Source organism: Streptomyces populi (assembly GCF_002911015.1).
Taxonomy (GTDB): domain Bacteria; phylum Actinomycetota; class Actinomycetes; order Streptomycetales; family Streptomycetaceae; genus Streptomyces; species Streptomyces populi.
Genome location: NZ_KZ626949.1, coordinates 1 through 26,841, shown reverse-complemented (window position 1 = coordinate 26,841; position 26,841 = coordinate 1). Strand labels below are relative to the sequence as shown.

Genomic DNA, 26,841 nt, shown 5'->3' with positions numbered 1-26,841 from the left:
AGCGGTCAAGGGCACTCCGGCGCCCTTGAAGTCCTTGCCCAGGGTCAGCACGATCGCGGGCAGCCCCTGTGAGTTCTTCTCGCTCTCGCCGGGCTTCATCGCCGAGCCGGACAGACCCAGGAGATCCGCCAGCTTGCGTGCCTGGTCGGCCTGGTCGGGAGAGTACTCCAGGGTCGTCTTGCTCAGCGGTGCGTCGGCGTTGCCCAGCTGGCTGGACTTGAGCACGCCCTCATCATTCTGCAGCCAGTTAAGAGTTTCCTGTGCGGAGCCCGCCTGGGCGCCGCCGTTGTAGATGTCGACGCGGATGTCGGAAGCGGCGGAACGGGAGCCCTTGAGGCGGGCGGCCACCGCGGCCTTCTCCTTCTTCTCCTTCTGCTTCACGGCGGTGAAGGAGACGTCGTTCTTGATCGCGTCGAAGACCGCCGGGGCCGTGTTCGGGTTGACCACGACCGTGGCGTGGACCTTCTCGGCCGGGTTGTCTATCACCGGGACCGTGGTGAAGGTGATGTTCTTCGTCGGCACCTTCTTCAGCTCCAGGGCCATGTCCTTGAGCGTGTCGACCTTGCCGATGCCGGTGTCCACGGTGAGCGCGCTGGTGGCGGCCTCGGCCAGCTTGTACAGCTTGGTGGGGCTGGTGAGGGTGTCGCTGGAGCTCATCTTGCGCATCAGGGAGCCGATGAACTGCTGCTGCACCTTGATGCGGTCGAGGTCGCCCTGGTTGCCGAAGCTGTGCCGGGTGCGCACGAACGCGAGGGCCTGCTCGCCCTCGATGGTGTGCTCGCCGGCGGAGAGCTTGAGGTGCGAGTCGGCGTCGTTGACGTCCTTGGCGAGACAGACGTCGACCCCGCCGACCGCGGTGGTCAGCGTCTTGACGGCGTTGAAGTCGGCCATCATGAAGTGGTCGACCGTGATGCCGGTGACGGCCTTGACCGTGTCCATCGTGCAGCCGGGGTTGCGTTCCTCCTGGCCGAGGCTGGTGTTGAAGCGGACGTTCTCCGAGGGCCGGATGATCTTCTCGGTGCCGTCCTCCTGCTTCGTCCTGCACTCGGGGATGTCGACGATCAGGTCGCGCGGGATGCTCATCGCGGTCGCGTTCGTCCGGTCCTTGGAGACGTGCAGCAGGATGTTCGTGTCGGCGTGCCCGACGCTGTTCTTGTCGCCGTACCCCTCGTTGCCCGCACCGGTGCGCTTGTCGGTGCCGATGATGAGGATGTTGAAGGCCTCGTCCTTGCTGAATCCGGCCTTGGCCGAACCTCCGACGTCCTCGGTGTGGACGTTGCCCTCGAGGTGCTTGAGGTAGGCGTAGGCGGCGCCCGAGACGGCCACCAGGACCAGCGCCATGGTGCCGCCGGTCCAGAGCAGTATCTTCTTCGCCTTCGACTTCTTGGGCGGCTTGGTGCGCCCGCGCCGCCGCCCCGGGAGGGGCTCCGGCGGCTCGGCGCGCCGACGGCGCGGTCCCGGCACGTCGGGCCCGGTCGCCTCGCGGTCCCGTCCCGGCGCCTCGCGCTCACGGTCCCGTCCCGGTGCGCCGCGGTCCCGTCCTGGCGCGCTGCGGGTGCGCGTCGCGGCGGAAGGGGAACCCCTCCGCGGTCGCGGCACGCCCGATTGCGCTCCGGAAGGGGCCAGTCGCAGTTCGTATTCGCCGGTGTTCGGGTTGAGCACCCACTGGTCTGCGGGGTCGATGTTGTCCGCCCGCCTACGGCCTTGCGCGTCCACGGTTGTCTGAATCCTCCGTCGGGGCCACGCGGCGCCTTTCCCCCTCAAAGGCGCTCGGGTCTCGGTCAAGCAGTGCGCGACCCCCAGGACGGACCTCGTAGGCCGGGTGCACCGGATCGCTCACACTATCCGCCCAGTTCAGCGCGGAGCGACGGCCGTGACAAATTCAACGTTCCTACAACCGGGCAATCCGCCCTATTTTCAGAGACTTCTTAGCTCTGCTGTTCCCCACCTTGGCGCACGCTTTACCCGCAGGCGTCCTGGGCCGCCGTGCTGCCCCGGAAAGTCGGAGCCGGATCGGGGGTGACGGAGAGGGGGAGGACCCCTATTGCCGTCGACATTCCGTCGCCGGCCGATTGCTCTTCGTGGTCGCGGGGCGCGTTCCCGTACCGAGTCGCGGAATGCGGTGACCGCTCCCGGTCCGGCCCCCGTCGCGGTTCCTCCGCGACCGCGACGGGCCTGTCCGCGCGCAGCCGTGCGAAGAGCCGGGCCGCCTCGGGCTCCACGAGCTGGTCACGGTTGGCGTTGAGGACGTAGGAGGTCCGGGGCACGGTCAGGAACCGGATGTTCTCCGTGGGGATGTCACGCACGCCGCGGACCAGGTCGTACAGACCGCGCAGGCTCGCGAGCCCCGGGTCGGTCGTCAGCGACGAGGTGGCCGCGTCCAGCACCGGGTACAGCTTCGCCGGGTTGAGCAGGACGTCGTCGCTGCGGACCTTGTTGATCAGCGCGCCGAGGAACTTCTGCTGGCGGTCCATGCGGTCGGTGTCGCTGCCGTTGCCGATGCTCTTGCGGGCGCGCACGTAGCCGAGCGCCTGCTCGCCGTTCAGCACGACCTTGCCCGCGGGCAGGCGCAGCTTCGCCGCCTTGTCGTCGATCGGCTCCCTCAGGCACACCTCGACGCCGTCCACCGCGTCGACCATGTCCTTGAAGCCGTGGAAGTCCACCACCATGTGATGGTCGACCCGGATGTCCGTGAGCTTCTCGACGGTCCGGATCGTGCAGGCCGAACCGCCCACCTCGAAGGCGTAGTTGAACATCGCGAACATCGGGTCGGTGCGCGTCCCGTCGGGGCGCCGGCAGCTCGGCACCTCCACCATCAGGTCGCGGGGCAGCGACATGGCGGTCGCGCTGTGCCGGTTCGCCGAGAGGTGCAGCAGGATCGTGGTGTCGGACCGTTCCGTCCCCGAGTCGCGCCCGTACTTCTTGTTCGCGGCGCCCGAGCGCGAGTCGGAGCCGATCAGCAGGATGTTCTGCGCGTCGCGCACCAGCGCGGTGGGCCGTTCCCTCTCGTACCGGGCGAGCTCGGCCGCGGCGTCGTTGTCGGCCGTGATGTTCCCGTTCAGCTTCTCGTACACGGCCCAGCCGGCCGCCACGGCGCCCAGGACCACCACGGCCACCGCGGTCGAGGTGTAGCGCAGCCAGCGCCGCCGCCGGCGCACGGCCCCGGTCCCGGTGGGCGACGCTCCCCGCCCCGGCTCCTCGGGGCCCGGGGCGGGAGTGCCCGCGGTGTCGGTCACGTCGGGACCACCACCCCTCATGGCGCGTACGAGCGTGTCTGGCTGCTCCTACGACCATGTCCCGGCGTGGCGGGCGAGGGGGGCCGGTGATGGGCCGAACGGGGGACGCGCCCGGTGCGCGGGGCGCCCCCGGAACGCCGCCGGGACGGGGCTTCAGCGGGCCGTCGCGGTCACCCGTTCGCTCTCGATCCGCCGGGCGAGCGCGTCGTCGTCCAGCAGGCCGGCGTTGCGGCACAGCACCACGGACCCGCCGGCGGCGAGCGGCGCGTACAGGCCCGCGGCCAGACCGTCCCAGGTGTCGTACGGCAGTGCCGACAGGATGCGCGAGCCGGGGCCGGTCAGATCCAGGCCGGGGGCGTCGGCGCGGGCCTGCTCCACGACCTCGGCCCCCGTGTACGCGGCCCCCGCGACGATCAGCGCGCACTCCTCCGGATCGACCGGCGCGTACGGCGCGAAACGGTCGCCCTGGCTCGGCACCTCGACGGCGTAGTCGGCGTACCCCGCGGGCGGCGTCGGGAAGCGGCGGCCGAGCGGCGCGAGCGAGAGGGCGATGCGCTCACCGGAACAGGCGAGCCCGTCCTCGAACCGGCCGGGGCCCGCGACGACGTGGTCGGCGGCCGCAGGGTCGCCGCCGACGTCCGCGACGACACCCACCGAGGAGCAGGCGAGCAGCCACACCGCCGTCTGCCAGTGCGCGGGCAGCAGGAGCGCGACCCGCTCGCCGGGCTCGGCGGACATCTCGCCCTGGAGCAGGTTGGCGGTCTTGGCCACCCAATTGGCGAAGGTGGCCACGGACAATTCGACCCGTTCGCCCGTCTCGTCGTCGTAGAAGGTCACCAAGGGGCGTGCGGGGTCCTCGGAGAGCGCGGATCGCAGCAGGTCGGCAGGGGTGCGGTCGGTGGCTTTCACGCGCGCAAGCGTACGCGGGGGCGCCGCGCGGCACGGGCCGGGCGCGCCACCGGTTCGGCGGAGCGCGTCCGACGGTCCGTCAATTCCGCGATGGACAGATATGTATGACTATGTCCAGGATCGGGAGCATGCGTGGATTCCTTGCTTCCTCGGTCGGCGTCACCTGCGCGGCCGCTCTCGCCCTTCCGCTCGCCCTGCCCGCCTCCCCGGCACAGGCCGGGCCGTCGACGGCGGCATCGGAGGCCGCCGCCCCCGGCAGCACCCAGTCCCTGCCCCTCGTCCCCCTCACCCGTGAACGCTCCCTCCGCCCGACGGCGCGGACACAGGGCCTCGCCCGCCGGAACGTACGGCCGTTCTCCCTGGTCGGCGTGGTCTGGGACGACCCGGCCAGCGAGCTGAACGGCCGGGTCCAGGTCCGCACCCGGGAGGCCGGCACCGGCGTCTGGTCGGACTGGCAGGAGGTGGAGGCCCACAACGACGAGCACGCCCCCGACCCGGACACCGACGAGGGCTCGTCGCGCCGGGCGCACGGCTCCACCGCCCCCCTGTGGGTGGGGAACTCGGACGGCGTCGAAGTCCGCGTCGAGGCGGAGCGGACGGCGCGGGACGCCACCGGGGACCTGGAGGAGGGCGCCGGGGACGGTTCCGGGGACGGAAGCGAGGCACCGCTGCCCGACGGTCTGCGCCTCGAACTGGTCGACCCCGGAGGGGATCCCCCGGGCCCGGACGCCCGGACGGCCGGACGGGCCGGGGGCGCGCCCTCGGGGCTGCGCGCCCGGAGCCTGCACGCGGCCGTGCCGGACGGCAAGGGCGGCGCGGGAGTCACCGAGCTCCCCGCGCTCTCCCGGGAGGAGACGGAGCGCACGTACTTCCCCGAGGGCATGACCGACCGGCGCGCGGCGCCGTACATCGGCCCGCGTCCCGGCATCGTCACGCGGCGCGGCTGGGGCGCGAACGAGAACCTGCGCGAGCGCGGCTTCCGCTACACGAAGAAGGTCAAGGCGGCCTTCGTGCACCACACGGCGTCGGGCAACAAATACAGCTGTTCGCAGGTCCCTTCGATCATCCGCAGTATCTACCGCTACCACGTGGTGAGCAGCGGCTGGCGTGACATCGGCTACAACTTCCTCGTCGACAAGTGCGGGAACATCTACGAGGGCCGGGCCGGAGGCGTCGCGAAGGCGGTCATGGGCGCCCACACCCGCGGGTTCAACACGAACAGCATGGGCATCGCCGTGATCGGCAGCTTCGGCGCCACGAAACCGACCGACGCGGCGCTCAAGGCCATCTCCCGGCTCACCGCGTGGAAACTCGGTCTGTACGGGGCCGATCCGCGTGGCAGGACATACCTGAAGTCGGCCGGTGGCAATCTCTACCGAAAAGGAAAGAACGTACGACTGAACGTGATCTCCGGCCATCGGGACGGGTTCGCCACGGAGTGCCCCGGACGGCTCCTCTACGGCAAGCTCGGCTCGGCCAGGACGACGGCGGCCCGCTACCAGGGCCGTTAGACCGCCGGACGGGCCCCGGAGCGGCCCTGCCGGCGGCGGACCGGCCGGGCCGCCGCCGGCAGGGATCACCCGAAGTCGCGGCAGAGGCCCGTCGAAGGACACCGCACGGCCATCGAGGGCGCCATCGAACGGTCTGCATACACTGGCCGGCCGAAAGACAGTTCGGCCGGTCCCGGCAGGAAGCAGAGACGACAGGTGACAGAAGCGATCCTCCTGGTCGGCGGCAGAGGCACCCGGCTGCGCCCGCTCACGGTGCGCACGCCCAAGCCGATGGTCCCGGCGGCCGGGGTCCCCTTCCTCACGCACCAGCTGGCGCGGGCGCGCGCGGCGGGTGTCGAGCACATCGTGCTGGCGACCTCCTACCTGGCCGAGGTCTTCGAGCCGTACTTCGGTGACGGTTCCTCACTGGGCCTCCACATCGAGTACGTCACCGAGGAGGAACCGCTGGGCACCGGCGGAGCCATCCGCAACGTGGCGTCCCGGCTGCACTCGGGTCCCGACGACCCGGTCCTGATCTTCAACGGCGACATCCTCACGGGCCTGGACATTCGGGCGCTGGTGGCGACCCACGAGACGACGGGGGCGGACGTCTCCCTGCACCTGACCCGGGTGGAGGACCCGCGCGCGTTCGGCCTGGTCCCCACCGACGCCACCGGGCGCGTCACGGCCTTCCTCGAGAAGCCGCAGAGCCCCGAGGAGATCGTCACCGACCAGATCAACGCGGGGGCCTACGTCTTCCGCCGCTCGGTCGTCGACTCGATCCCCGCGGGCCGCCCGGTCTCGGTCGAGCGCGAGACCTTCCCGGAGCTCCTGGCCACCGGCGCCCACCTCCAGGGCATGGTGGACTCCACCTACTGGCTGGACCTGGGCACCCCCCAGGCCTTCGTCCGCGGCTCCGCCGACCTGGTGCTCGGCCGCGCCCCGTCCCCGGCCGTCCCCGGCCGCTGCGGCGACCGCTTGGTCCTGCCCACGGCCGTCGTGGCCCCCGACGCCAAGCTCACCGGCGGCACGGTGGTCGGCGAGGGCGCCCGCATCGGCGAGGGGGCCCGGATCACCGGCAGCACCGTCCTGGCCGGCGCCGTCGTCGAGCCCGGCGCCGTCGTCACCGACTCCTTCGTCGGGGCCGGGGCCCACATCGGCGAACGCACCGTCCTGGCCGGCGCGGTCATCGGCGACGGCGCGGTCGTCGGCCCCGACAACGAACTCCGCGAGGGAGTCCGCGTCTGGTGCGACGCCCGGATCCCGGGAGCCACGCTCCGCTTCTCCTCGGACCAGTAGCCCGACGCTGATCTCAGCCCCGGCCGGGGAAGTCTCAGCCCCGGCCGGGAAAATCCAGCCCCTCCGGCGTTCGAGGAGCGGGGGTCCGGGGGCGGAGCCCCTGGGGACGATGGGGGTCCCCCCTGGTCTGGGGGTCCCTCCCGGCCGAAGGCTGGGGGAGAAGCCGAGACCTTGGGGGAGGGTAGGGGCGGAGGGGGCGAGATCCCGCCCGTACAGAGGAAGAACGGCGACGGACGGGTGCCGCGAGGCGGGGCGGAGGCGGCGCGGGGCACGCGAGTGCCGGGTCCGCCTAGAGCAGCCCGATGTCCACGCGAGGCATCTTCGGCGCCCGCCGGGGCGGAGTACGCCCGGAGAGCAGGATCAGCCGGGCGGCCCGGTGCCGCTGCCCCGCGTAGGGCTCCAGCAGCTCCAGCATGACGGAGTCGTCGGCGTCCCGGTCCCCGGCCAGCGCGTACCCCACGATCCCCGGCAGGTGCAGATCCCCCACGGTCACGGAATCCGCGGAACCGTGACTGCGCTGCACGACCTCCGCGGACGTCCACGGCCCGATGCCGGGCACCAGCTCCAGCCGCCGCTGAGCCTGTACGGGATCGAGCCCGACGGCCTCCTCCAGCCGCGCCGCGACCCGTACGGCCCGCAGGATCGTGGCGGCCCGTTTGTCGTCGACCCCGGCCCGGTGCCACTCCCAGGACGGGATCAGGGCCCACGTCCGTGGCGCGGGCATGACGTACATCCGCTCGGGAGCGGGCCCCGGCGCGGGCTCTCCGAACTTCCGGACGAGCGAGCGCCACGCGCGGTACGCCTCGTCGGTGGTGACCTTCTGCTCCAGGACGGACGGGATCAGCGACTCCATCACGAGCCCCGTCCGCACCAGCCTCAGACCGGGCCGCCGGTGCCGGGCGAGCGCGACCAGCCGGTGCCGTGGTTCGAAGGCGTCGGGGTCGTCGGCGGCGCCGAGCAGGTCGGGGAGCCGGTCGAGCAGCCATCCGGCTCCCGGTCCCCAGGCCTCGCCCCGGGCCACCCCGCCGCGCAGGGCGACCCGCAGCGTCCCGGGCCCGGCGGGCGTACGGCTGGACCGCCACACGGAGCCGTCGGGGGTCGTGCGGAACGTCGGATCGCCCGGCCCGCGCCGCAGCGGGCCGAGCACGAGCCCGAGATCGAGCGGGCCGACGGGCGTCCAGGTGCGGACGAGTCCGGGCTCGGAGTTCTGACGGGGCACCGCGCCCGGGGCGCCGCCGGGTACCACCGCGTGTCCGCCGCGCACGGTCGTACGCGTCGGTCGGGGAGCGAAACGTCCTGACACGGGTGAGGTCCTAGGGATACGCGGGCTGTCCTACGAGAGTAGGCGCTCCCGCCCGACACGGTGCCCGAACACCACGAGCCCCCCGAACCGACCGACGCGACAGCCCCCGGGACCGATCGGGGGGCACCTGCGACCACCCGGGGCAGCCCCCGGCCAAGGCCCCCGGGTGAAGGCACCCCCCGGGTGAAGGCACCCCCCGGGTGAAGGCACCCCCTGGGTGAAGGCACCCCCTGGGTGAAGGCGCCCCCGCCCGGTGAAGGCACCCCCGGTCAAGGCGCCCCCGCCCGGTGAAGGCGCCCCCGCCCGGTGAAGGCGCCCCCGCCCGGTGAAGGCGCCCCCGCCCGGTGAAGGCGTCCCCGCCCGATCACCGCACCTCGACGAAAGCGGCCGCGTCCCGTTCCGGCCGGGACCTCGGCTCCTCCGCCGCGTGCCCGACGGCCACGGCCCCCATCGGGTCCCAGTTCTCCGGCAGTTCCAGCACCTCGCGTACGACGTCACGGCAGAACATCGTCGACGACACCCACGCGGAGCCCAGCCGCTCCCCGGCCAGCGCGACCAGGAAGTTCTGCACGCCCGCCCCGGTGGCGACCACGAACATCTCGCGCTCGGCGCCGTCCCGCCGGGTGTCGCCGTAGGTGTGCGAACCGTCCATGACCAGGCACGGCACCACGAGGTACGGCGCGTTGCGCAGCACGTCACCCCGGCGGACCCGCTTGGCGACGGACTCCTCGCTCTTCCCGTCGCCCCGCAGATCCGCGATCCAGGCGTCCCGCATGGCGTCGAGCAGTCGCGTCCGTGACACCTGCGACTCCAGGAGCACGAAGCGCCAGGGCGTGGTGTGGTGCGGCGCGGGAGCGGTCACCGCCGCGGCGACCGCACGGCGCACGGCACCGGGGTCGACGGGCTCGTCGGTGAAGGCCCGTACGGTACGCCGCTGGGTCACGGCCTCCCGCACGGCCTCCGAGGTGCCGAGCCGGAACATGTCGTCACGCGCGTCGCGGACCAGCGCCCGCGCCCCCGGGCCGTCCCCCTCGGCCACCAGGTGCGCCAGCCCGCGCACGACGGCGACGGGCAGCCCGGAGGCCTTGCCCTTGACCAGGTCACCGGCGGCGGCGAGTTCGTCGGCCGTGGCGACGACGGTCGCGCTGAGCGGATTGCCGTGCGCGTCGGTGCCGCCGCGCAGGTCGTCCAGCACCTCGACGCCCGCGGCGCCGATGGCGACGTCGGTGAGCCCGGTGCGCCAGGGCCGCCCGAAGGTGTCCGTGATCACGACGCCGACGTCGACGCCGAGGGTGTCCCGCAGGCCCTCGCGGATCGCCCGCGCGGAGGCGTCGGGATCCTCGGGAAGCAACAGCACCGTCCCGGAAGGGGTGTTGGAGGCGTCGACCCCGGCGGCGGCCATCACGAGCCCCTGCCGGTTCTCGACGATCCGCAGCGTGCCGCGCCGGGCCACGACCCGGACCGTCTCGGCGTCGATGGCGGCCTCCCGGTCGGCGGCCTCGACGATCCGGCCCTCGGCCTTCGACACGATCTTGGAGGTGACGAGGAGCACGTCCCCGTCGGCGAGCCCGGGCCCGGCGGCGGCGATGAGCTTCGCCAGGTCGTCCCCCCGACGCACCTCGGGAAGTCCGTCCAGCGCCCAGACCCGGTAGCCCGCGCCGCCGGGCACCGCCCTGTCCACGGTGCTCACGACGTCCGCACCTCCTCCGCCAGCGCCAGCGCCTCACGCGCCATCCGGGCCGTCGCGTCGAGGTCGGACATCATCAGCGGTACGGCCCGGCAGCGGATGCCGGCCGCCTCGACGCGCTCCACGGCGGAGGCGTCGACCGTGTCGACGAGCCAGCCGTCGAGGAGGCCCGAGCCGTAGTGCTCGGCGACCGCGGCGGCGGTGGACTCGACGCCCACCGCGGCCAGCACCTTGTCGGCCATGCCGCGCACGGGCGCGTCGCCGACGATGGGGGAGAGGCCGACGACCGGCACGCCCGCCTCGGCGATGGCCTCGCGGATGCCGGGCACGGCGAGGATGGTGCCGACGGAGACCACGGGGTTGGACGGGGGGAAGAGGACGACGTCCGCCTCGGCGATGGCCTCCAGCACCCCGGGAGCGGGCTTCGCCTGCTCGGCGCCGACCGGCACGATCGCCTCGGCCGGCACGGAGGCCCGCAGCCGGACCCAGTACTCCTGGAAATGGATCACCTTGCGCTCGCCCGCGGCCCCGGCCGGGTCGCCCTCCGGCAGCGTGACGGCGACATGGGTCTCGACGCGGTCGTCGGACATGGGGATGAGGCGCACGCCCGGCTTCCACCGGTCGCACAGGGCTTCCGTGACGGCGCTGAGCGGATAGCCCGCGCCCATCATCTGCGTCCGCACGATGTGCGTCGCGAAGTCGCGGTCGCCGAGCCCGAACCACTCGGGCCCGAGTCCGTACGCCGCGAGCTCCTCCTTCAGGTGGAAGGTCTCGTCGGCCCGCCCCCAGCCCTGTTCCTCGTTGATGCCGCCGCCGAGCGTGTACATCACCGTGTCGAGGTCCGGGCAGACCTTCAGCCCGAAGAGGTGGATGTCGTCCCCGGTGTTGCCGATGACCGTGATGTCCGCGTCCGGCACGGCCTGCCGGAGACCACGCAGGAACCGTGCACCACCGATACCGCCTGCCAGAACCACAATGCGCATGGGGCCCAGTCTCGCAGGCGGAGACGACGACGTGTCAGCCGGTCACGGGACTCCGGTGGCGGCGGGCCGCTCCGCGGCCCGGACGTGTCACACGGTTTCGGCGACCGCGCAACGCGCCGCGTGCATCGGCATGTCGGTGAGGCCCGGGTAGTAGACGTGCAGGCTGACGGCCGGTTCGAGCGAGTCGTTGACGACCTCGTGGACGTAGCCGGGCGCGAACACGCGCTGCGCGCCGGAGCCCAGGGCGCGCGTGCCCCGCTCGGTGCGCTCGGTCAGTGCGCCGTCCAGGACCGTCAGTACGCCGGAGGAGCCCCCGTGGTCGTGCAGTCCGCTGCCCTGTCCGGGCACCCAGGACAGGAGCCACACCTCGTAGCCGGGTCCCGTGCGCAGCCGGTGGTACCAGCGTGAGGCGGCGTCGTAGCGGACGAGGTGTTCCCACTGGGAGCGGTCGGCGGCGATGGAGTGCGCCAGGCCGGCGAACTCGGCCACGGTGGAGGGGTGTTCGCGCGGCGGCTGGAGCAGGTGCGGGACTTCGAGGATGTCGCCGGCGATCTGGAGGTCGCTGTCGCTGTTCATGGGTGCGGTGGTTCCTCGGCGGGAGAGTGCTGGGGTGTCGCTGGCCGTTTCCGCCCGGGTCGCGAGCGGGGATTCCGCCCGGGTCGGGGGCGGGGAAGGGGCCCTGGTGGGGCGGTGGCCCCGGTGGAGGGGCGGGGATTCGCCTCAGTGGCGGCGAGGCAGCCGGAGCGCGGTGAGGCTCAACAGCTGGAACAGCAACAACAGCTACAGCGCGCGTGGGCAGCACCGAGGGACCCGGCGGTGCGGGTCGAGGTGGATGCCAAGTTCGCGAACATGCCCACTAGGAGAGCGGTTCACACCTCGACTGTCAACTGCATGTCCGGAATGTGGGAGATGTTTCACCTCATCCGGTTCATCTGGCAGGCGAAAGGTTTGTTCAGGAGGCTCCCCGGACACATGGCGCACAACCGGGTGAACAAACCTCGCCGCGGACCCGTGATCTAAATGTGATCCGATTCGCTTCGAGGTCTGCGTCGGAACGAGATCGAACACCCGGACGTCCTCCTTCGTGAGGGGGTGGGCGTCTGACCTGGACCTCTTGGGCTGTCAGGGTTTATGCCGATTTGAACACTTTCCGCAAACCCTTGGTTCCGCAGAGTGAATAAGGGGCCCAATAGCAGATCTCGGCTTGACTGGCTCGGATCGGCACACTTGTAATTTCACTCGTGTCGTTCAGCCGAACTCGGTAACGACAGCATCACGGGGACGCGAAAGACAGACGAGGGGCGCACATGACCGAGCTGGTGCAGCAACTGCTGGTCGACGACGCGGACGAGGAACTCGGCTGGCAGGAGCGCGCGCTGTGCGCCCAGACCGACCCCGAGTCCTTCTTTCCCGAGAAGGGCGGCTCCACCCGCGAGGCCAAGAAGGTGTGCCTCGCCTGTGAAGTCCGCTCCGAGTGCCTCGAATACGCGCTCGCCAACGACGAGCGGTTCGGCATCTGGGGCGGTCTGTCCGAGCGGGAGCGGCGTCGGCTGAAGAAGGCCGCCGTCTGAGAGCGGCCGCACGGGGAAGCGGACCCGGGACACCGGTCCGCGCCCGTGGGTGCCGCCGACCAAACGGCACACAGCATCGCGTAAGGAACGGTCCGTCGCCCGTGGGTTGTCCACAGGCGGCGGACCGTCGTCTTTCCCAGCCGTTAGTGTGGGCCCTCGTCCGAGACGTCCCGCTGTCCCCGCCGGACACAGACGTCCACCGCAGTCCATCGAACCGGGGCCCGTACCTCGATGTCCGTGCACAGCCTTTCGGCAGCCAGTAACGACGCCGCTGCCGCCCCTGAGTTTCCGCGCCATGTAGTGACCGCGGTGCTCGTCTCCCACGACGGCGCCCGCTGGCTGCCGCAGGCGCTCGCCGGGCTGCTCGGCCAGGACCGCCCCGTGCAGAACGCGGTGGCGGCCGACACCGGCAGCGCGGACGAATCCGCCCAGCTGCTCACCGAGGCGCTCGGCGACGACCGCGTGCTGCACCTGGCGCGGCGCACGGGCTTCGGCCAGGCCGTCGAGGAGGCGTCCCGCACCGCCCCCGAGCTGACCCCGGACGACCTGCCCTACCTCAAGCGTCCGAGCGGCTGGGACCCCGTCACCCGCAGCTGGCGCGACGACGCCTACGACATGCCGGACCTCCCGCACGGCGAGCCCGAGCAGTGGCTCTGGCTGCTGCACGACGACAGCGCCCCGGAGCCCGACGCCCTGGCCCAGCTGCTGCGCGTCGTGGAGAACGAGCGGGAGCTCGGCCAGGACGTGGCCGTCGTCGGACCCAAGCTCCGCGGCTGGTACGACCGCAAGGCGCTCCTCGAGGTCGGCGTCACCATCGCCAACTCCGGCCGCCGCTGGACCGGTCTGGACCGCCGCGAGCAGGACCAGGGACAGCACGACCACGTCCACCCCGCGCTGTCCGTGTCCACCGCGGGAATGCTGATCCGGCGCGATGTCTTCGAGGAGCTCGGCGGCTTCGACCGCCGACTGCCCCTCATGCGCGACGACGTCGACCTGTGCTGGCGCGCCCAGGCAGCGGGCCACCGGGTGCTCGTCGCCCCGGAAGCCGTCGTACGGCACGCCGAGGCGGCCTCCCGCGAGCGCCGCGCCGTCGACTGCGTGGGCCGCACCGCCGCTTCCCCGCACCGGGTCGACAAGGCGGGCGCCGTCTACACCCTCCTGGTCAACGCCCGTACCGCGCAGCTCCCGTGGATCCTGATCCGTCTCGTCCTCGGCACCCTGGTGCGCACGGTCGCCTACCTCGTGGGCAAGGTCCCCGGACAGGCCGTCGACGAGATCCGCGGTCTCCTGAGCGTCCTGCTGCGGCCCGAGCGGATCGTCGCCGGGCGGCGCAGGCGCGGCCGGCCACAGGTCGACAAGGGCGAACTGCGGCCCCTGTTCCCGCCCCCGGGCGCCACCGTGCGAGCCACCTTCGAGCAGGTCGCCGGCAGTCTGACGAGCGGCTCCGACGCCGACGTCACCACGGGTGCCGGACGGCACGGAGGCGCCGTCGAGTCCGGACCGGGCGGCGACGACGGGGACTTCCTGGAGATCGAGCAGTTCGCCCGGATCAAGCGCATCGCGCGCAACCCCGGCCCGATGCTCTTCCTGGTGCTCCTGTTCGTCTCGCTCCTCGCGTGCCGCCAACTGCTCGGCGGCGGGGCCCTCGCGGGCGGCGCGCTGCTGCCCGCCCCCGCCGACGCCTCCGAGCTGTGGGCGCGTTATCTCGACGGCTGGCATCCGGTCGGCGCGGGCGGAGCCCAGTCCGCCCCGCCCTACCTCGCGCTCGTCGCGCTGCTGGCCTCCACGCTCCTCGGCTCCACCGGGCTCGCGGTCACCGTGCTCCTCGTCGGATCCGTGCCGCTGGCCGGCTTCGCCGCGTACTTCGCCTCCCGCCCCCTCGTCGAGTCCCGCCTGCTGCGCGCCTGGGCGTCCGTCGTCTACGCCTTCCTGCCCGCCGCCACCGGCGCGCTCGCGGGCGGTCACATCGGCACCGCCGTCCTCGCGATCCTGCTGCCGCTCATCGCGCGCGCGGGCATCGCGGCGAGCGGCCTGGCGAACGGCTCCCGGGCACGCGGCAGCTGGCGCGCCACCTGGGCGTACGCCCTGCTGCTGACGTTCACCACGGCGTTCACCCCGATCGTGTGGCCCATCGCGCTGGTGCTCGGTGTCGCGCTCCTCGTGGTGCGCCGCAGGGAGATCCCCGCCTACGGGCTCCGTCTCCTGGCCCAGCTCGGCACCCCGCTGCTGGTCCTCGCCCCCTGGTCGCTGACCCTGCTGCCGTCCGGCTTCTTCCGGCAGGCCGGTCTGGACTACGGCACCGGCGCGGCCTCCGCGTTCGACCTGCTCGGCGCCAGCCCCGGCGGGCCGGGCACCGTCAGCGGGCTGATGCTCTTCGGCATCGTGCTCGCCGCGCTGGCCGCCCTGCTGCGCTCCGAGCGCCAGGCGGGGATCCGGACCGCCTGGGCCGTCGCCGTCGTGGCACTCGTCTTCGCGGTCCTGTCCAACCGTTCCGCCTGGGCGGGACCCGCGACCCTCGTGTACGGCCTCGCGCTGCTCGCCGCCGCGGTCGTCGGCTCCGACGGGGCGCGCACGCGCGTGGCCGAGCAGAGCTTCGGCTGGCGCCAGCCGGTGGCCGCGCTCATCGCCTTCGCCTGCGCCGCGGGCCCGCTGCTCGTCGCCGCCGGGTGGGTCATCCGCGGCGCCGACGGACCCGTGGAGCGCCGCGACCCGGTGCAGGTGCCCGCGTTCGTCGCCGAGGAGAGCGGCACCCGCGACCAGGCCCGCACGCTCGTCCTCGACAGCCGTTCGGCCGCCGAGGTCGGCTACGTCCTCGTCCGCGGCTCCGGCGCCCGTCTCGGGGACGCCGAACTCGCCTCGGCCGGCGGCGAGAACAAGAAGCTCGACAAGGTCGTCGCCAACCTCGTGGCGGGCTCCGGCGCCGACCAGGCCGACGAACTCGGCGGCTTCGCGGTGCGTTACGTCCTGGTCCGCAAGGGCGCGCCGCGCGAGGTGAGCCGGGTCCTGGACGCCACCACGGGCCTGTCCCGGCTGAGCCAGCAGGACGGCAGCGCCCTGTGGCGCGTCGACCGGCAGGTCTCGCGCGCCGCGATCGTGCCCGCGTCCGGCGACCCGGAGTCCATCGCGGCCGGTCCGGTCGAGGTGCACACCACGATCCCCACCGGAGGCGACGGCCGCGTCCTGCGCCTGGCCGACAGCGCCGACGCCGGCTGGACGGCGACCCTGGACGGCAAGCCGCTCACCCGCACCACGGTCGACGGCTGGGCCCAGGGCTTCCGGCTGCCCGCCGCCGGCGGCAGGCTGGACGTCACGTTCGACGCCCCGCTGGGCCACACGGCCTGGCTGTGGGCCCAGGGCGCCCTCGCCCTGGTCCTCGTGGTGCTCGCCCTCCCCGGGCGGCGCCGGGACGTCGACGACGACCTCCCCGAGGAGCAGCAGGCCGTGACCGCCGAGGACATGACGGGCGACGGCCGCCGTGCCCGCCGCCTGCGCGCCCAGGCCGAGGCCGAGGCGGAGGCGGAGGCCGCGCGGTCCGACGAGGACCGGGACTTCGACGACGAGTTCCCCGCGGACATCGGCGCCGGCGCCGATGCGGACGAGGACGAGGACGAGGACGAGGACCGGGAGATCCCGGCCGCCGTCCCGCACCAGCAGTCGTACGGCGAATGGGACACCCCGAGCTACGCGAGCGCCGAGTACGACAGCTACGGCGGCGAGCAGTACGAGGGGCAGGGCGGGTACCCGGCGGGCACCTACGAGCAGCCGTACCAGGCGGACGCCTACCAGGGCGGCCAGTACGACCCGTACGCCTACGGGGGCACGGCGGCGTACGACCAGAACTACGGCCAGGGCTACGACGCGAACGGCGGGCCCTTCGATTCCCGGGGCCAGGGCTACGAGACGGGCGAGCAGGGCTACGACCCGGCGTACGACCCCACCCAGCCGCACGGCACCGACAGTGAGCGCCCCGACGGGAGCCATCAGTGAACCGCACCACCCTCTCCCTGATCGCCGCGACGACCGTGCTCGCCGCCGTCACGGGGTTCGCGACCCTCGAGCCGTCCGGCACCTCCGGCGGCGCCGCCGCCACGGCCACCCGGCTGCCCGTGGAGCGCACCAGCCTGCTCTGCCCGCAGCCGAGCACCTCCGACATCGCGGACACCGCGTACACGTCCTTCACGCCCGTCGTGGAGGGCGCGAGCGACAGCGGCAAGGCCCAACTCCAGGCCGCAGCCGAGGAGTCGGCCGACGGGGCCGGCGGCAAGAAGGGCGGCGCCAAGACCGCCAAGCCCGTCGTGCTGCCCAAGGAGCCCGGCAAGCCGGCGGCCGGGGACACCTCGGGCGCCGACGCGCCCGCGCTCGTCGGCCTCGCGTCCGGCAAGTTCGCCCCCGGCTGGACGGTCCAGGAGACCACGGAGGTCGCCGCGGGCGCCGGACGCGGCCTGCTCGGCATCAACTGCACCGCGCCCGACACCGAGTTCTGGTTCCCCGGGGTCAGCACCGCCGCGCAGCGCACCGATTACGTGCACCTGACGAACCCGGACGACGCGGCGGCGGTCGTCGACATCGATCTGTACGGCAAGGACGGCACGCTCAAGTCCACGGTGGCCGACGGGATCACGGTCCAGGCGCACGCCAGCGAACCGATCCTGCTGAACACGCTGACCGGCGATCCGCAGGCCGATCTCACCGTGCACGTGAAGGTCCGCAGCGGCCGGATCGGAGCCGCCGTGCAGGCGCTGGACGCCAAGACGGGCGGCGACTGGCTCACCGCCTCCGCCGATCCCGCGGGCAGTCTCGTCATGCCGGGCATCCCCAAGGACGCCACCTCCGTGCGCCTGGTCGTCTTCGCACCCGGCGACACGGACGCCGATCTGAAGGTACGCCTCGCCTCGCCCTCGGGGACGATCACCCCGGCGGGCAACGAGACGCTGCACGTGAAGGCCGGGATGACCGCCGCCGTCGACCTCGGGGACGTCACCCGCGGCGAGGCGGGCTCCCTGGTGCTCGCGCCCACCGGCTCGTCCGTGCCGGTCGTCGCCGCCCTGCGGGTGGTGCGCGGCAAGGGCGCCGACCAGGAGACCGCGTTCATCCCGGCCACCGCTCCGGTCGGCGCGCGCGCGACGGTCGCGGACAACAGCGCCAAGGGGTCCACGCTCGCCCTGACCGCCCCCGGGGCGGGAGCCAGGGTCAAGGTCACCGCGTCCGCGGGCAGCGGGGGCGGTACGGCCGTCTCGAAGACGTTCACCGTCAAGGGCGGGACCACCCAGGACGTCGAGGCGCCCGTCCCGAGCGGCCTCAAGGGCACGTACGCCCTCACCGTCGAGCCGGTCTCCGGAGGTCCGGTCTACGCGTCCCGGATGCTCTCGGCGACCCACGAGGGGGTTCCCGCCTTCACGATCCAGAACCTCCCGGACGACCGCGGGACGGTCTCGGTGCCGGACGCCGAACAGGACCTCTCGGTGGTGCTGGAGCAGTGATCCAGGACCGGTGACCCGCCCGGGCCGACCGACTCGGCCCGGGTCCGGCCGGTCCGCCCGCGCGGTCGGGAGCGGTCGCGTACGGGCCGTCCTCAGTCCTCGTCGTACCGCGGGTCGACCGTCTCCGGCGTCAGGCCCAGCAGTTCCGCGACCTGTTCCACGACGACCTCGTGCACCAGGGCGGCGCGCTCGTCGCGTCCCTTGGTGCGGATCTCGATGGGACGGCGGTAGACGACCACGCGCGCGGGCTGCCCCTCGCGCGCCGGGACCGTGCCGCCCAGCGGCACCGCCTCGTCGTTCCAGCCCTCGCCCTCCAGGCGGGGGACCTCGAGGACCATGAAGTCGATGTCCGTGAGTTGCGGCCAGCGTCGCTCCAGCCGCTCGACGGAGTCCTGCACCAGGTCCGCGAAGACCTCGGCACGGCTCGCCGCGAGCGGTACCTGGGGCGGCGCCACGGGGCCGCGCATGCCCCTGCCGTGGCGGTCACGACGGCGGGGACCGGCTGCTGCGGCACGGGGCGGTACGGGGTTCTCCATCACTGGTGAAGAGTAGTCCCCGCCCGGCCCCGCCGCCCGGCTCCACACCCCGGTCGCCGACGGGCGGACGAACCGCCGGTACCCGGCCCGGCACGCCTTCCGGATGACACCTGATGACCATTCCAGGTGAGATTGAGCTCGATTCCGTATCTCTCCAAGACCGTCTCCGGCATGGCAATTGACCTGATTCGCACCAAGTGGTGACCGGACCCAAGGCTGTTCGGTATCTCGGCATCCGATGTCGCCCCAGGTCAGGCTCCGGTGCCCCGAAAGCGGTGTGGGGCGTCTCACAGCACGACACGGTGGGGTGACCTGGGGGAGAGTCGTCGCGGCCCGCTCAAGAGTGCGGTACCGTCCAACGTCGTGAGCCTTGTACGTCGCTGTTCGCGCACCGCTTGCGGCCGTCCCGCCGTCGCGACGCTGACGTACGTCTACGCCGACTCGACCGCGGTCCTCGGCCCGCTCGCCACCTACGCCGAACCCCACTGCTACGACCTGTGCGCCGAGCACTCCGAGCGCCTCACCGCGCCGCGCGGCTGGGAGGTCGTCCGCCTCGCCGACTCCTCCGGTCCCGCGCGCCCCAGCGGCGACGATCTGGAGGCGCTGGCGAACGCGGTGCGCGAGGCGGCCCGTCCGCAGAAGCGCGCGGCGGAGGCCGGCGGCAGCGCCCGCTCGGCGGACCCGATGGAGGTCGCGCGCCGCGGCCATCTGCGGATCCTGCGCTCGCCCGACAACTGAGCACGGCTCCGGGCGGCCGCACGCGGTTCTCCTCGCCCGCGCCCCGCTCCTCCCGCCGCGCTCCGCTCCTCCCGCCGTGCCCGGCGCCCTTCTCCGCGACTCCGGTGTCCATCGGCACGACGGGCACCTCGGCCGCGCGCCCCGCCCAAGTCGCCCGCGTGCCGCGGGACTCCACCGTCTCGAACCACGCCTCCGCGCAACTCGCCGACACCGGCGCCGCCTTGGCGGGACCCGCGCCGCGGGGCCGGCCGTGGCCGCCGCTCCGTACGACGGGGGAACGTTCCGCACGTCACGCGTGTTCTCCGCCCGGCCTCGGTACCGCCCGCCGTCGGACCGGACAGGTAGTTTGGGACGACCGAAGTGGACTTCTGGAGGGTTGGCCGTGACTGCTGATCTGTCGCAGCTCGTGAAGGCGTACGACGTACGCGGGGTGGTCCCGGACCAGTGGGACGAGCCGCTCGCGGAGCTGTTCGGCGCCGCCTTCGTCCAGGTGACCGGAGCGGACGCCATCGTGATCGGGCACGACATGCGGCCCTCGTCGCCCGGCCTGTCCCGCGCCTTCGCACGCGGCGCCGCGGCCCGCGGCGCCGACGTGACCGAGATCGGCCTGTGCTCCACGGACCAGCTGTACTACGCCTCGGGTGCGCTCGGACTGCCGGGCGCCATGTTCACCGCCTCGCACAACCCGGCCCGGTACAACGGCATCAAGATGTGCCGGGCGGGCGCGGCCCCCGTCGGTCAGGACACCGGCCTCGCCGAGATCCGCCGGCTCGCCGAAGCCTGGCTCGACTCCGGCGCCCCGGCCTCGGACGCCACGCCCGGAACGATCACGCGGCGCGAGACCCTCGACGACTACGCGGCCTACCTCCGCTCGCTCGTCGACCTGACCTCGATCCGCCCCCTGAAGGTCGTCGTCGACGCGGGCAACGGCATGGGCGGCCACACCGTGCCGACCGTGTTCTCCGGTCTGCCGCTGGAACTCGTCCCGATGTACTTCGAACTGGACGGCACCTTCCCGAACCACGAGGCCAACCCGCTCGACCCGGCGAACATCGTCGACCTCCAGAAGCGCGTCCGCGAGGAGGGCGCCGACCTCGGCCTCGCCTTCGACGGCGACGCCGACCGCTGCTTCGTCGTCGACGAGCGGGGCGAGCCGGTCTCCCCGTCCGCGATCACCGCGCTGGTCGCCGCCCGCGAACTGGCCAAGCACGGCGGCGGCACGGTCATCCACAACCTCATCACGTCCTGGTCGGTCGCGGAGGTCGTCCGCGAGCACGGCGGCACCCCGGTCCGCACCCGCGTCGGCCACTCCTTCATCAAGGCCGAGATGGCCACCTCCGGCGCGATCTTCGGCGGCGAGCACTCCGCGCACTACTACTTCCGCGACTTCTGGAACGCCGACACCGGCATGCTGGCCGCCCTCCACGTCCTCGCCGCCCTCGGCGGCCAGGACGGCCCGCTCTCCGGGCTCGTCGCGGAGTACGACCGCTACGTGGGCTCCGGCGAGATCAACTCCACGGTCGACGACCAGGCGGCCCGCCTCGCCGCCGTCAGGGCCGCCTACGAGGGCCGTGAGGGCGTCGTCATCGACGAGCTCGACGGCCTGACGGTCACCGTCGGGGACGCCTGGTTCAACGTCCGCCCCTCCAACACCGAACCCCTCCTCCGTCTCAACGCCGAGGCCCGCGACGAGGCGACGATGGCCCGGGTCCGGGACGAGGTCCTGGAGATCATCAGAGGCTGAGCCCGACCCGGCGGACCGGCCCGCCCCGCCCCCGAGGACCGGCCCGCCCCGGCCTCCCGCCCGCCCCGCGCCACCGCGCCGGGTCGCGGTGCACCGGGGACGCCTCCACCCGTGTACCGCCGTACCCGTGACGCGACCGCACGACGACGAGGTCCTCGCACCGGGCGGGGCGTCACCAGGGGGTGCCGTGGGCGGCGAGTCGTCGCACCGGGCCCGCGGCCGGGCGGCGTGGACGGCCCCGGAGACCTGGCCGCCGAACGCCGACGCGCACCGCGTCCCGCGGGTGCCGGGCCCGCCGACGGGAGGCCGGCGGGCGGTGGCCGGGCGGCCGGGACGGACGCGGACACGGCCGGGGACGCCGCTCGCGGAGGCCCGTGCACCCGCTCCGCGCGCCTCACGAACCGTGGGCGCGCCCCGGCGCCCCGCTTCCCGCAGCGGTACCCTGACCAGGCCGCATCCACCGTTTCGGAAGGACACCCCATGCCGCTCGAAGCCGGCCTCCTGGAGATCCTCGCCTGCCCGGCCTGCCACGCCCCGCTCAAGGAGCAGGAGAGCGAGCTGATCTGCACGGGAGCGGACTGCGGCCTCGCCTACCCGGTCCGCGACGGCATCCCCGTACTCCTGGTCGACGAGGCCCGGCGCCCCGCGTAACCGACGCGCCCGCCTCGCGCGCAGCGGCCCGCGACCGCCGCTCCGCGAGGCACCGGCGGCGCCTCCGACGCCCACGGGCGTACCGGCGGCGCGGCAGGCACGACGACGAGCCACGACACCCGACGACGAGCTGCGGCACCGCCACCCGCACGGACCACGGCGACGCGGCCGTCCCGACCGGTGACCGGCGCACACCCGGCCGGCCCCGGTCCGACCCAGCGCCGCTCGGCACCTCGCGCGAGCGACCCCGTGCAAGCGACCCCGGCGGCTCACTCGCAAGCGCCCCGGCGATCGGAGGCTACCGACCCCATGCTCGACGAATCGCTCCTCGACGATCCCGACGCGCTCACCCGGGCCGACCGGCGGGCCCTGCTCCGCGGCGCCGCCGAGGCCGGCGCCCGGGTGCGCACCGCGGTCCGGCACGCCGCCGAGGCCGGCATCTCCGAGCTGAAGCCGGACGGCCGCCCGCGTGCCGTCCTGATCGCGGGCCCCGGCATGGCCGCCACCGGCGTCGCCGAACTCCTCGGCACCCTCGCCGGATCGAGCTGCCCCCTCACCCGGCTCACCCCCACGGGTGTCGCCCCCGCCGGAGGCGCCCTGCGCTGGGACCTGCCCGGCTGGGCGGGCCCCGTCGACCTCCTGCTGATCGCCACCCCCGACGGCAGCGAACCCGGCCTGGAACTGCTCATCGAGCAGGCCTACCGGCGCGGCAGCACCGTCGCCGCCGTCGCCCCCGCCGGAGCCCCCCTCGCCGAGTGGGTGCAGGGCAGCCACGGCCTCTTCGTCCCCATGGCGACCGCCCCCTACGACCAGGAAGAGCCCCTGGGAGCCTCGGCCCCCGGCGTGCTCTGGGCGCTGCTCACCCCGCTGCTCGCCCTCCTCGACCGCACCGGCCTGGTCTCGGCCCCGCCCCAGGTGCTGCAGAAGGTCGCCGACCGCCTCGACCGCGTCGCCGAGCGCTGCGGCCCCGCCATCGCCGCCTACAGCAACCCCGCCAAGACGCTCGCCGCCGATCTGGCCGAGGCGCTCCCGGTGATCTGGACGGAGGGCACCTCGGCGGGACCGGCCGGCCGCCGCTTCACCGCCGCGCTCGCCGAACTCGCCGGCCGCCCCGCGCTCACCGCCGAACTCCCCGAGGCGCTCGCCTCGCACAGCGTGCTGCTCGCGGGCGCGCTCGCCGCGGGCGCGGACCCCGACGACTTCTTCCGGGACCGCGTCGAGGAGGCGCAGGCGCTGCACGCGCGCGTGGTGCTGCTCCGCGACCGTCCCATCGGAGGGATCAGCGCCGCACCGGCCGCCCGGGAACTCGCCCTGAGCCACGACACCGCGATCAGCGAACTCGAACCGGAGGAGGGCGACGAACTGGAGACCCTCGCCGAGCTGATCGCCATCACGGATTTCGCCGCCGTTTACCTGGCGCTCGCCTCGGGGGCCTGATCTTGGGCGGGACCCCGCGCCCGGCGCCCGTCGCCGGACCCCGCGACCCACGCCCCTGACACCACGCTTCCCGACCGGCGCCCGCACCCGGCGGGCCGCGCAGCGCACGTATGGAGAAGAAGACACCGATGGACCGCCTCGACAACACCGTCCGCCCCTACGCCTGGGGTTCGACCACCGCCATCCCCCGGCTGCTCGGCGTGGAGCCGACGGGCGAACCGCAGGCGGAGATGTGGATGGGCGCCCACCCGGGCGCACCCTCGCGCACCGGGCGCGGTCCGCTCAACGAGGTCCTCGCCGAGGACCCGGAGAGGGAACTCGGCCGCGCCGTCGTCGCCAGGTTCGGCCCCCGCCTGCCGTTCCTCCTCAAGCTCCTCGCCGCCGGAGCCCCCCTCTCCCTCCAGGTGCACCCCGACCTCGAACAGGCGCGGGAGGGCTACGAGGACGAGGAACGCCGGGGCGTCCCGATCGACGCCCCGCACCGCAACTACAAGGACGCCAACCACAAGCCCGAACTGATCTGCGCCCTCACCGAGTTCGACGGACTGTGCGGCTTCCGCGCCCCCGAGGAGGCGGCCGCGCTCCTCGAAGCCCTCGGGGTCGACTCCCTCAAGCCGTACGCCGACCTGCTGCGCGCCCACCCGGAGGAGGCGGCGCTGCGCGAGGTCCTCACGGCGGTGCTGAGCGCCGACCCCGAGGACATGGCCCGTACGGTCGCCGAGACCACGGCCGCCTGCGAACGCCTCGGCGGCGACCACGCCCCGTACGCCGGCCTCGCCCACCACTACCCGGGCGACCCCGGAGTCGTCGCCGCGATGCTCCTCAACCACGTCCGGCTCCAGCCCGGCGAGGCGCTCTACCTCGGCGCCGGCATCCCGCACGCCTACCTGGACGGCCTCGGCGTCGAGATCATGGCCAACAGCGACAACGTCCTGCGCTGCGGTCTGACCCCCAAGCACGTCGACGTCCCCGAACTCCTGCGCGTGGTCCGCTTCGAGGCGGCCGACCCCGGCGTCCTGCGTCCGGAGGCGTCCCCCGACGGCGAGGAGGTCTACGCGACCCCCATCGACGAGTTCCGCCTCTCCCGGTACGTCGTCGCCGAGGGCGCCGATCCGCGCGACCTCACCCGCGAGACCCCGCAGATCCTGCTCTGCACCTCGGGTTCCGTGCGCGCCGACGGCATCGAGCTGACCCCCGGCACCTCGGTCTTCGTACCGGCGGGCGAAAAGGCCGAAGTGTCAGGGTCCGGCACGATCTTCCGTGCGACGGTGGTCGCCTGACGGGACGACTGCACCCACCTGAGGCGTGTCGCCCACGGACCGGGCTGCAAGAATGGCCCACCGCAAAGGGCGGGCAAAGTCCGGACCGGGCGGGGTACGAGAGTACGAACGGGTCCGGACGGCGTACGAAGGGACAGCAGGAGCAGATGAGCGCTTCAGGCGGCACCAAAGCGATCGTGGCGGCACTCGGCGCCAACCTCGCGATCGCGGCATCGAAGTTCGTGGCGTTCGCGTTCAGCGGCTCCTCCTCGATGCTCGCCGAGGGCGTCCACTCGCTCGCCGACTCCGGGAACCAGGCGCTGCTGCTGATCGGCGGCAAGAAGGCCCAGCGCCAGGCGACCCCGCAGCACCCCTTCGGCTACGGCCGCGAGCGCTACATCTACGCCTTCCTCGTCTCGATCGTCCTGTTCTCCGTCGGTGGCATGTTCGCCGTCTACGAGGGCTACGAGAAGATCGTGCACCCGCACGAGATCGAGCACTGGTACTGGCCGGTCGGCGTCCTGGTGTTCGCGATCATCGCCGAGGGCTTCTCCTTCCGCACCGCCATCAAGGAGTCCAACGAGCTGCGCGGCTCGCACTCCTGGTCCCAGTTCATCCGCCGCGCCAAGGCCCCCGAACTGCCGGTCGTCCTCCTGGAGGACTTCGGCGCGCTCATCGGTCTGGTCCTCGCACTCGGCGGCGTCGGCCTCGCCCTGCTCACGGGCGACGGCGTCTGGGACGGCATCGGCACGGTCTGCATCGGTGTCCTGCTCATCCTGATCGCGCTGGTGCTCGCCGCGGAGACCAAGTCGCTCCTGCTGGGTGAGGCGGCGGGTACGGAGGAGACCGCGAAGATCGAGGCGGCGATGGTCGACGGCGACACCGTCACCGGCATCATCCACATGCGCACGCTCCACCTCGGCCCCGAGGAACTGCTGGTCGCCGCGAAGATCGCCGTCCGGCACGACGACACGGCCGCCGAGGTCGCCAAGGCGATCGACGCCGCCGAGGCCCGCATCCGCGCCGCCGTCCCGATCGCCCGGGTGATCTACCTGGAGCCGGACATCTACAGCGAGGCCGAGGCGGCCAAGGGCCCGGACCCCGCCGCGACCCCCGGCGGACCGGCGCCGGCCGATCACTGATCCCATCCGCTCCCGCGCCGCCGGGGCCCGCCCGAGTCCTCGGGCGGGCCCCGGCGGCGTTCCGGCGTTCCGGAGCCCTGCTCATCCGGCCGTCACCTGCGCCGACCCCTTCCGTTCAGGCCGGTGGAGGCCGCTTTGTCCGGAGGTGGACTGGGGAGGGACAGGTCCACCGGTGTAGCTTGGTGACTGAGCCAGACGTCGCTGCTGATGGCGGTCGGGCGGTCCCACCGCGGACCGGCCGAGGGAGAGAGGGCCTCCGACGGACTGCGCTGCGCGCACCGGGCACACCTGTGTCCCGCCGGTGTACGTCCGTGCCCCGGTCGGGCACGCGTGCGTGCCGCCGCCGCGCAGAACAGCCCTACCCACCTCGCCCCGATACCGAGGAGCAGCACTCAATGACGACTGTCGACAGCCGACAGGACTTCAAGGTCGCCGACCTCTCCCTGGCCGACTTCGGCCGCAAGGAGATCACCCTCGCCGAGCACGAGATGCCCGGCCTGATGTCGATCCGCAAGGAGTTCGCCGAGGCGCAGCCCCTGGCCGGCGCCCGGATCATGGGCTCGCTGCACATGACCGTGCAGACCGCCGTCCTCATCGAGACCCTGGTCGCCCTGGGCGCCGAGGTCCGCTGGGTGTCCTGCAACATCTTCTCCACCCAGGACCACGCGGCCGCCGCCGTCGCGGTCGGCCCGAACGGCACGCCCGAGAACCCGCAGGGCATCCCGGTCTTCGCCTGGAAGGGCGAGACGCTGGAGGAGTACTGGTGGTGCACGGAGCAGGCGCTGACCTGGCCGAACAGCCCCACCGGCGGCCCGAACATGATCCTCGACGACGGTGGTGACGCCACCCTCCTCGTCCACAAGGGCGTCGAGTACGAGAAGGACGGCAAGGTCCCCTCGGTCGACACCGCCGAGTCCGACGAGCACCGCGTCATCCTCGAACTCCTGCACCGCACCATCACGGACGGCTCGCAGAAGTGGACCCAGCTCGCCTCGGAGATCCGCGGCGTGACGGAGGAGACCACCACCGGTGTCCACCGCCTGTACGAGATGCACCGTGACGGCACCCTGCTGTTCCCGGCGATCAACGTGAACGACGCCGTCACCAAGTCGAAGTTCGACAACAAGTACGGCTGCCGCCACTCGCTGATCGACGGCATCAACCGGGCCACCGACACCCTGATCGGCGGCAAGACCGCCGTCGTGTGCGGTTACGGCGACGTGGGCAAGGGCTGCGCCGAGTCGCTGCGCGGCCAGGGCGCCCGGGTGATCATCACCGAGATCGACCCGATCTGCGCGCTGCAGGCGGCGATGGACGGCTACCAGGTCACGACGCTGGACGAGGTCGTCGACAAGGCCGACATCTTCATCACCACC

Annotated in this window: 20 protein-coding genes; 12 read left to right on the top strand and 8 right to left on the bottom strand. The window is 73.1% G+C overall.

Annotation, left to right across the window (positions count from 1 at the left end; genetic code table 11):
• The 3 genes from CW362_RS34985 to CW362_RS34975 form a co-directional block, all read right to left on the bottom strand.
• The coding region (locus tag CW362_RS34985; RefSeq protein WP_103553641.1) for an LCP family protein at nucleotides 1-1,716 on the bottom strand (1,716 nt) is incomplete at its 3' end.
• 245 nt (nucleotides 1,717-1,961) lie between these two features.
• Nucleotides 1,962-3,236, bottom strand: a complete 1,275-nt coding sequence (locus CW362_RS34980; protein ID WP_103553638.1) for an LCP family protein — start codon at nucleotides 3,234-3,236, stop codon at nucleotides 1,962-1,964.
• A 153-nt stretch (nucleotides 3,237-3,389) separates the two neighbouring features.
• A complete protein-coding gene (locus CW362_RS34975; protein ID WP_103553637.1) occupies nucleotides 3,390-4,145 on the bottom strand; it encodes a TIGR03089 family protein in 756 nt (251 codons plus the stop codon).
• 128 nt (nucleotides 4,146-4,273) lie between these two features.
• Between CW362_RS34975 and CW362_RS34970 the strand changes: the two genes are divergently transcribed.
• Nucleotides 4,274-5,656 carry a peptidoglycan recognition protein family protein gene (locus CW362_RS34970; RefSeq protein WP_240658188.1) on the top strand — a complete coding sequence of 461 codons (1,383 nt, stop codon included), beginning with the start codon at nucleotides 4,274-4,276 and terminating at the stop codon, nucleotides 5,654-5,656.
• A 195-nt stretch (nucleotides 5,657-5,851) separates the two neighbouring features.
• The gene (gene manB, locus CW362_RS34965) at nucleotides 5,852-6,934 is read left to right on the top strand and encodes a mannose-1-phosphate guanylyltransferase (protein ID WP_103553635.1); all 1,083 of its coding nucleotides are present in this window, start codon (nucleotides 5,852-5,854) and stop codon (nucleotides 6,932-6,934) included.
• Between the two features lie 289 nt (nucleotides 6,935-7,223).
• Here the strand turns inward: manB and CW362_RS34960 are convergent, their stop codons facing one another.
• From CW362_RS34960 to CW362_RS34945, 4 genes are all read right to left on the bottom strand, one after another.
• On the bottom strand, nucleotides 7,224-8,237 hold the full coding sequence (locus CW362_RS34960) for a DNA-3-methyladenine glycosylase family protein (RefSeq protein ID WP_103553634.1): 1,014 nt from the start codon (nucleotides 8,235-8,237) through the stop codon (nucleotides 7,224-7,226).
• 364 nt (nucleotides 8,238-8,601) lie between these two features.
• Nucleotides 8,602-9,918 carry a coenzyme F420-0:L-glutamate ligase gene (locus CW362_RS34955; RefSeq protein WP_162684326.1) on the bottom strand — a complete coding sequence of 439 codons (1,317 nt, stop codon included), beginning with the start codon at nucleotides 9,916-9,918 and terminating at the stop codon, nucleotides 8,602-8,604.
• A 5-nt stretch (nucleotides 9,919-9,923) separates the two neighbouring features.
• Nucleotides 9,924-10,907 carry a 2-phospho-L-lactate transferase gene (gene cofD, locus CW362_RS34950; RefSeq protein WP_103553632.1) on the bottom strand — a complete coding sequence of 328 codons (984 nt, stop codon included), beginning with the start codon at nucleotides 10,905-10,907 and terminating at the stop codon, nucleotides 9,924-9,926.
• A gap of 87 nt (nucleotides 10,908-10,994) precedes the next feature.
• Nucleotides 10,995-11,483: a cysteine dioxygenase gene (locus CW362_RS34945; protein ID WP_103553631.1), complete on the bottom strand. Its 489-nt coding sequence runs from the start codon at nucleotides 11,481-11,483 to the stop codon at nucleotides 10,995-10,997.
• A 731-nt stretch (nucleotides 11,484-12,214) separates the two neighbouring features.
• Between CW362_RS34945 and CW362_RS34935 the strand changes: the two genes are divergently transcribed.
• The 3 genes from CW362_RS34935 (at nucleotide 12,215) to CW362_RS34925 (ending at nucleotide 17,958) form a co-directional block, all read left to right on the top strand.
• Nucleotides 12,215-12,478: a WhiB family transcriptional regulator gene (locus CW362_RS34935; protein ID WP_003975777.1), complete on the top strand. Its 264-nt coding sequence runs from the start codon at nucleotides 12,215-12,217 to the stop codon at nucleotides 12,476-12,478.
• Nucleotides 12,479-12,709: 231 nt separating this feature from the next.
• Complete coding sequence (locus CW362_RS34930; protein ID WP_103553630.1) at nucleotides 12,710-16,465, top strand: glycosyltransferase family 2 protein; 3,756 nt, start codon at nucleotides 12,710-12,712, stop codon at nucleotides 16,463-16,465.
• Nucleotides 16,462-17,958, top strand: coding sequence for a DUF5719 family protein (locus tag CW362_RS34925; protein ID WP_103553629.1), 1,497 nt, complete (start codon nucleotides 16,462-16,464; stop codon nucleotides 17,956-17,958). Before CW362_RS34930 ends, CW362_RS34925 begins: the two co-directional genes overlap by 4 nt.
• A 92-nt stretch (nucleotides 17,959-18,050) precedes the next feature.
• Here the strand turns inward: CW362_RS34925 and CW362_RS34920 are convergent, their stop codons facing one another.
• Nucleotides 18,051-18,494 carry a metallopeptidase family protein gene (locus tag CW362_RS34920; protein ID WP_103553628.1) on the bottom strand — a complete coding sequence of 148 codons (444 nt, stop codon included), beginning with the start codon at nucleotides 18,492-18,494 and terminating at the stop codon, nucleotides 18,051-18,053.
• Between the two features lie 312 nt (nucleotides 18,495-18,806).
• Here CW362_RS34920 and CW362_RS34915 point away from each other — a divergent pair, with 312 nt between their 5' ends.
• The 7 genes from CW362_RS34915 to CW362_RS34885 form a co-directional block, all read left to right on the top strand.
• A complete protein-coding gene (locus CW362_RS34915; RefSeq protein WP_103553639.1) occupies nucleotides 18,807-19,232 on the top strand; it encodes a DUF3499 domain-containing protein in 426 nt (141 codons plus the stop codon).
• Between the two features lie 382 nt (nucleotides 19,233-19,614).
• A complete protein-coding gene (locus CW362_RS34910; protein WP_103553627.1) occupies nucleotides 19,615-20,976 on the top strand; it encodes a phosphomannomutase/phosphoglucomutase in 1,362 nt (453 codons plus the stop codon).
• Nucleotides 20,977-21,456: 480 nt separating this feature from the next.
• Nucleotides 21,457-21,627, top strand: coding sequence for a Trm112 family protein (locus tag CW362_RS34905; protein ID WP_103553626.1), 171 nt, complete (start codon nucleotides 21,457-21,459; stop codon nucleotides 21,625-21,627).
• Nucleotides 21,628-21,936: 309 nt separating this feature from the next.
• On the top strand, nucleotides 21,937-23,064 hold the full coding sequence (locus tag CW362_RS34900) for an SIS domain-containing protein (protein ID WP_103553625.1): 1,128 nt from the start codon (nucleotides 21,937-21,939) through the stop codon (nucleotides 23,062-23,064).
• A gap of 128 nt (nucleotides 23,065-23,192) precedes the next feature.
• Nucleotides 23,193-24,344 (top strand): mannose-6-phosphate isomerase, class I, encoded by a 1,152-nt coding sequence (manA, locus tag CW362_RS34895; protein WP_103553624.1) that lies wholly within the window; start codon nucleotides 23,193-23,195, stop codon nucleotides 24,342-24,344.
• Between the two features lie 146 nt (nucleotides 24,345-24,490).
• On the top strand, nucleotides 24,491-25,465 hold the full coding sequence (locus tag CW362_RS34890; protein WP_103553623.1) for a cation diffusion facilitator family transporter: 975 nt from the start codon (nucleotides 24,491-24,493) through the stop codon (nucleotides 25,463-25,465).
• Nucleotides 25,466-25,860: 395 nt separating this feature from the next.
• The coding region (locus CW362_RS34885) for an adenosylhomocysteinase (RefSeq protein WP_103553622.1) at nucleotides 25,861-26,841 on the top strand (981 nt) is incomplete at its 3' end.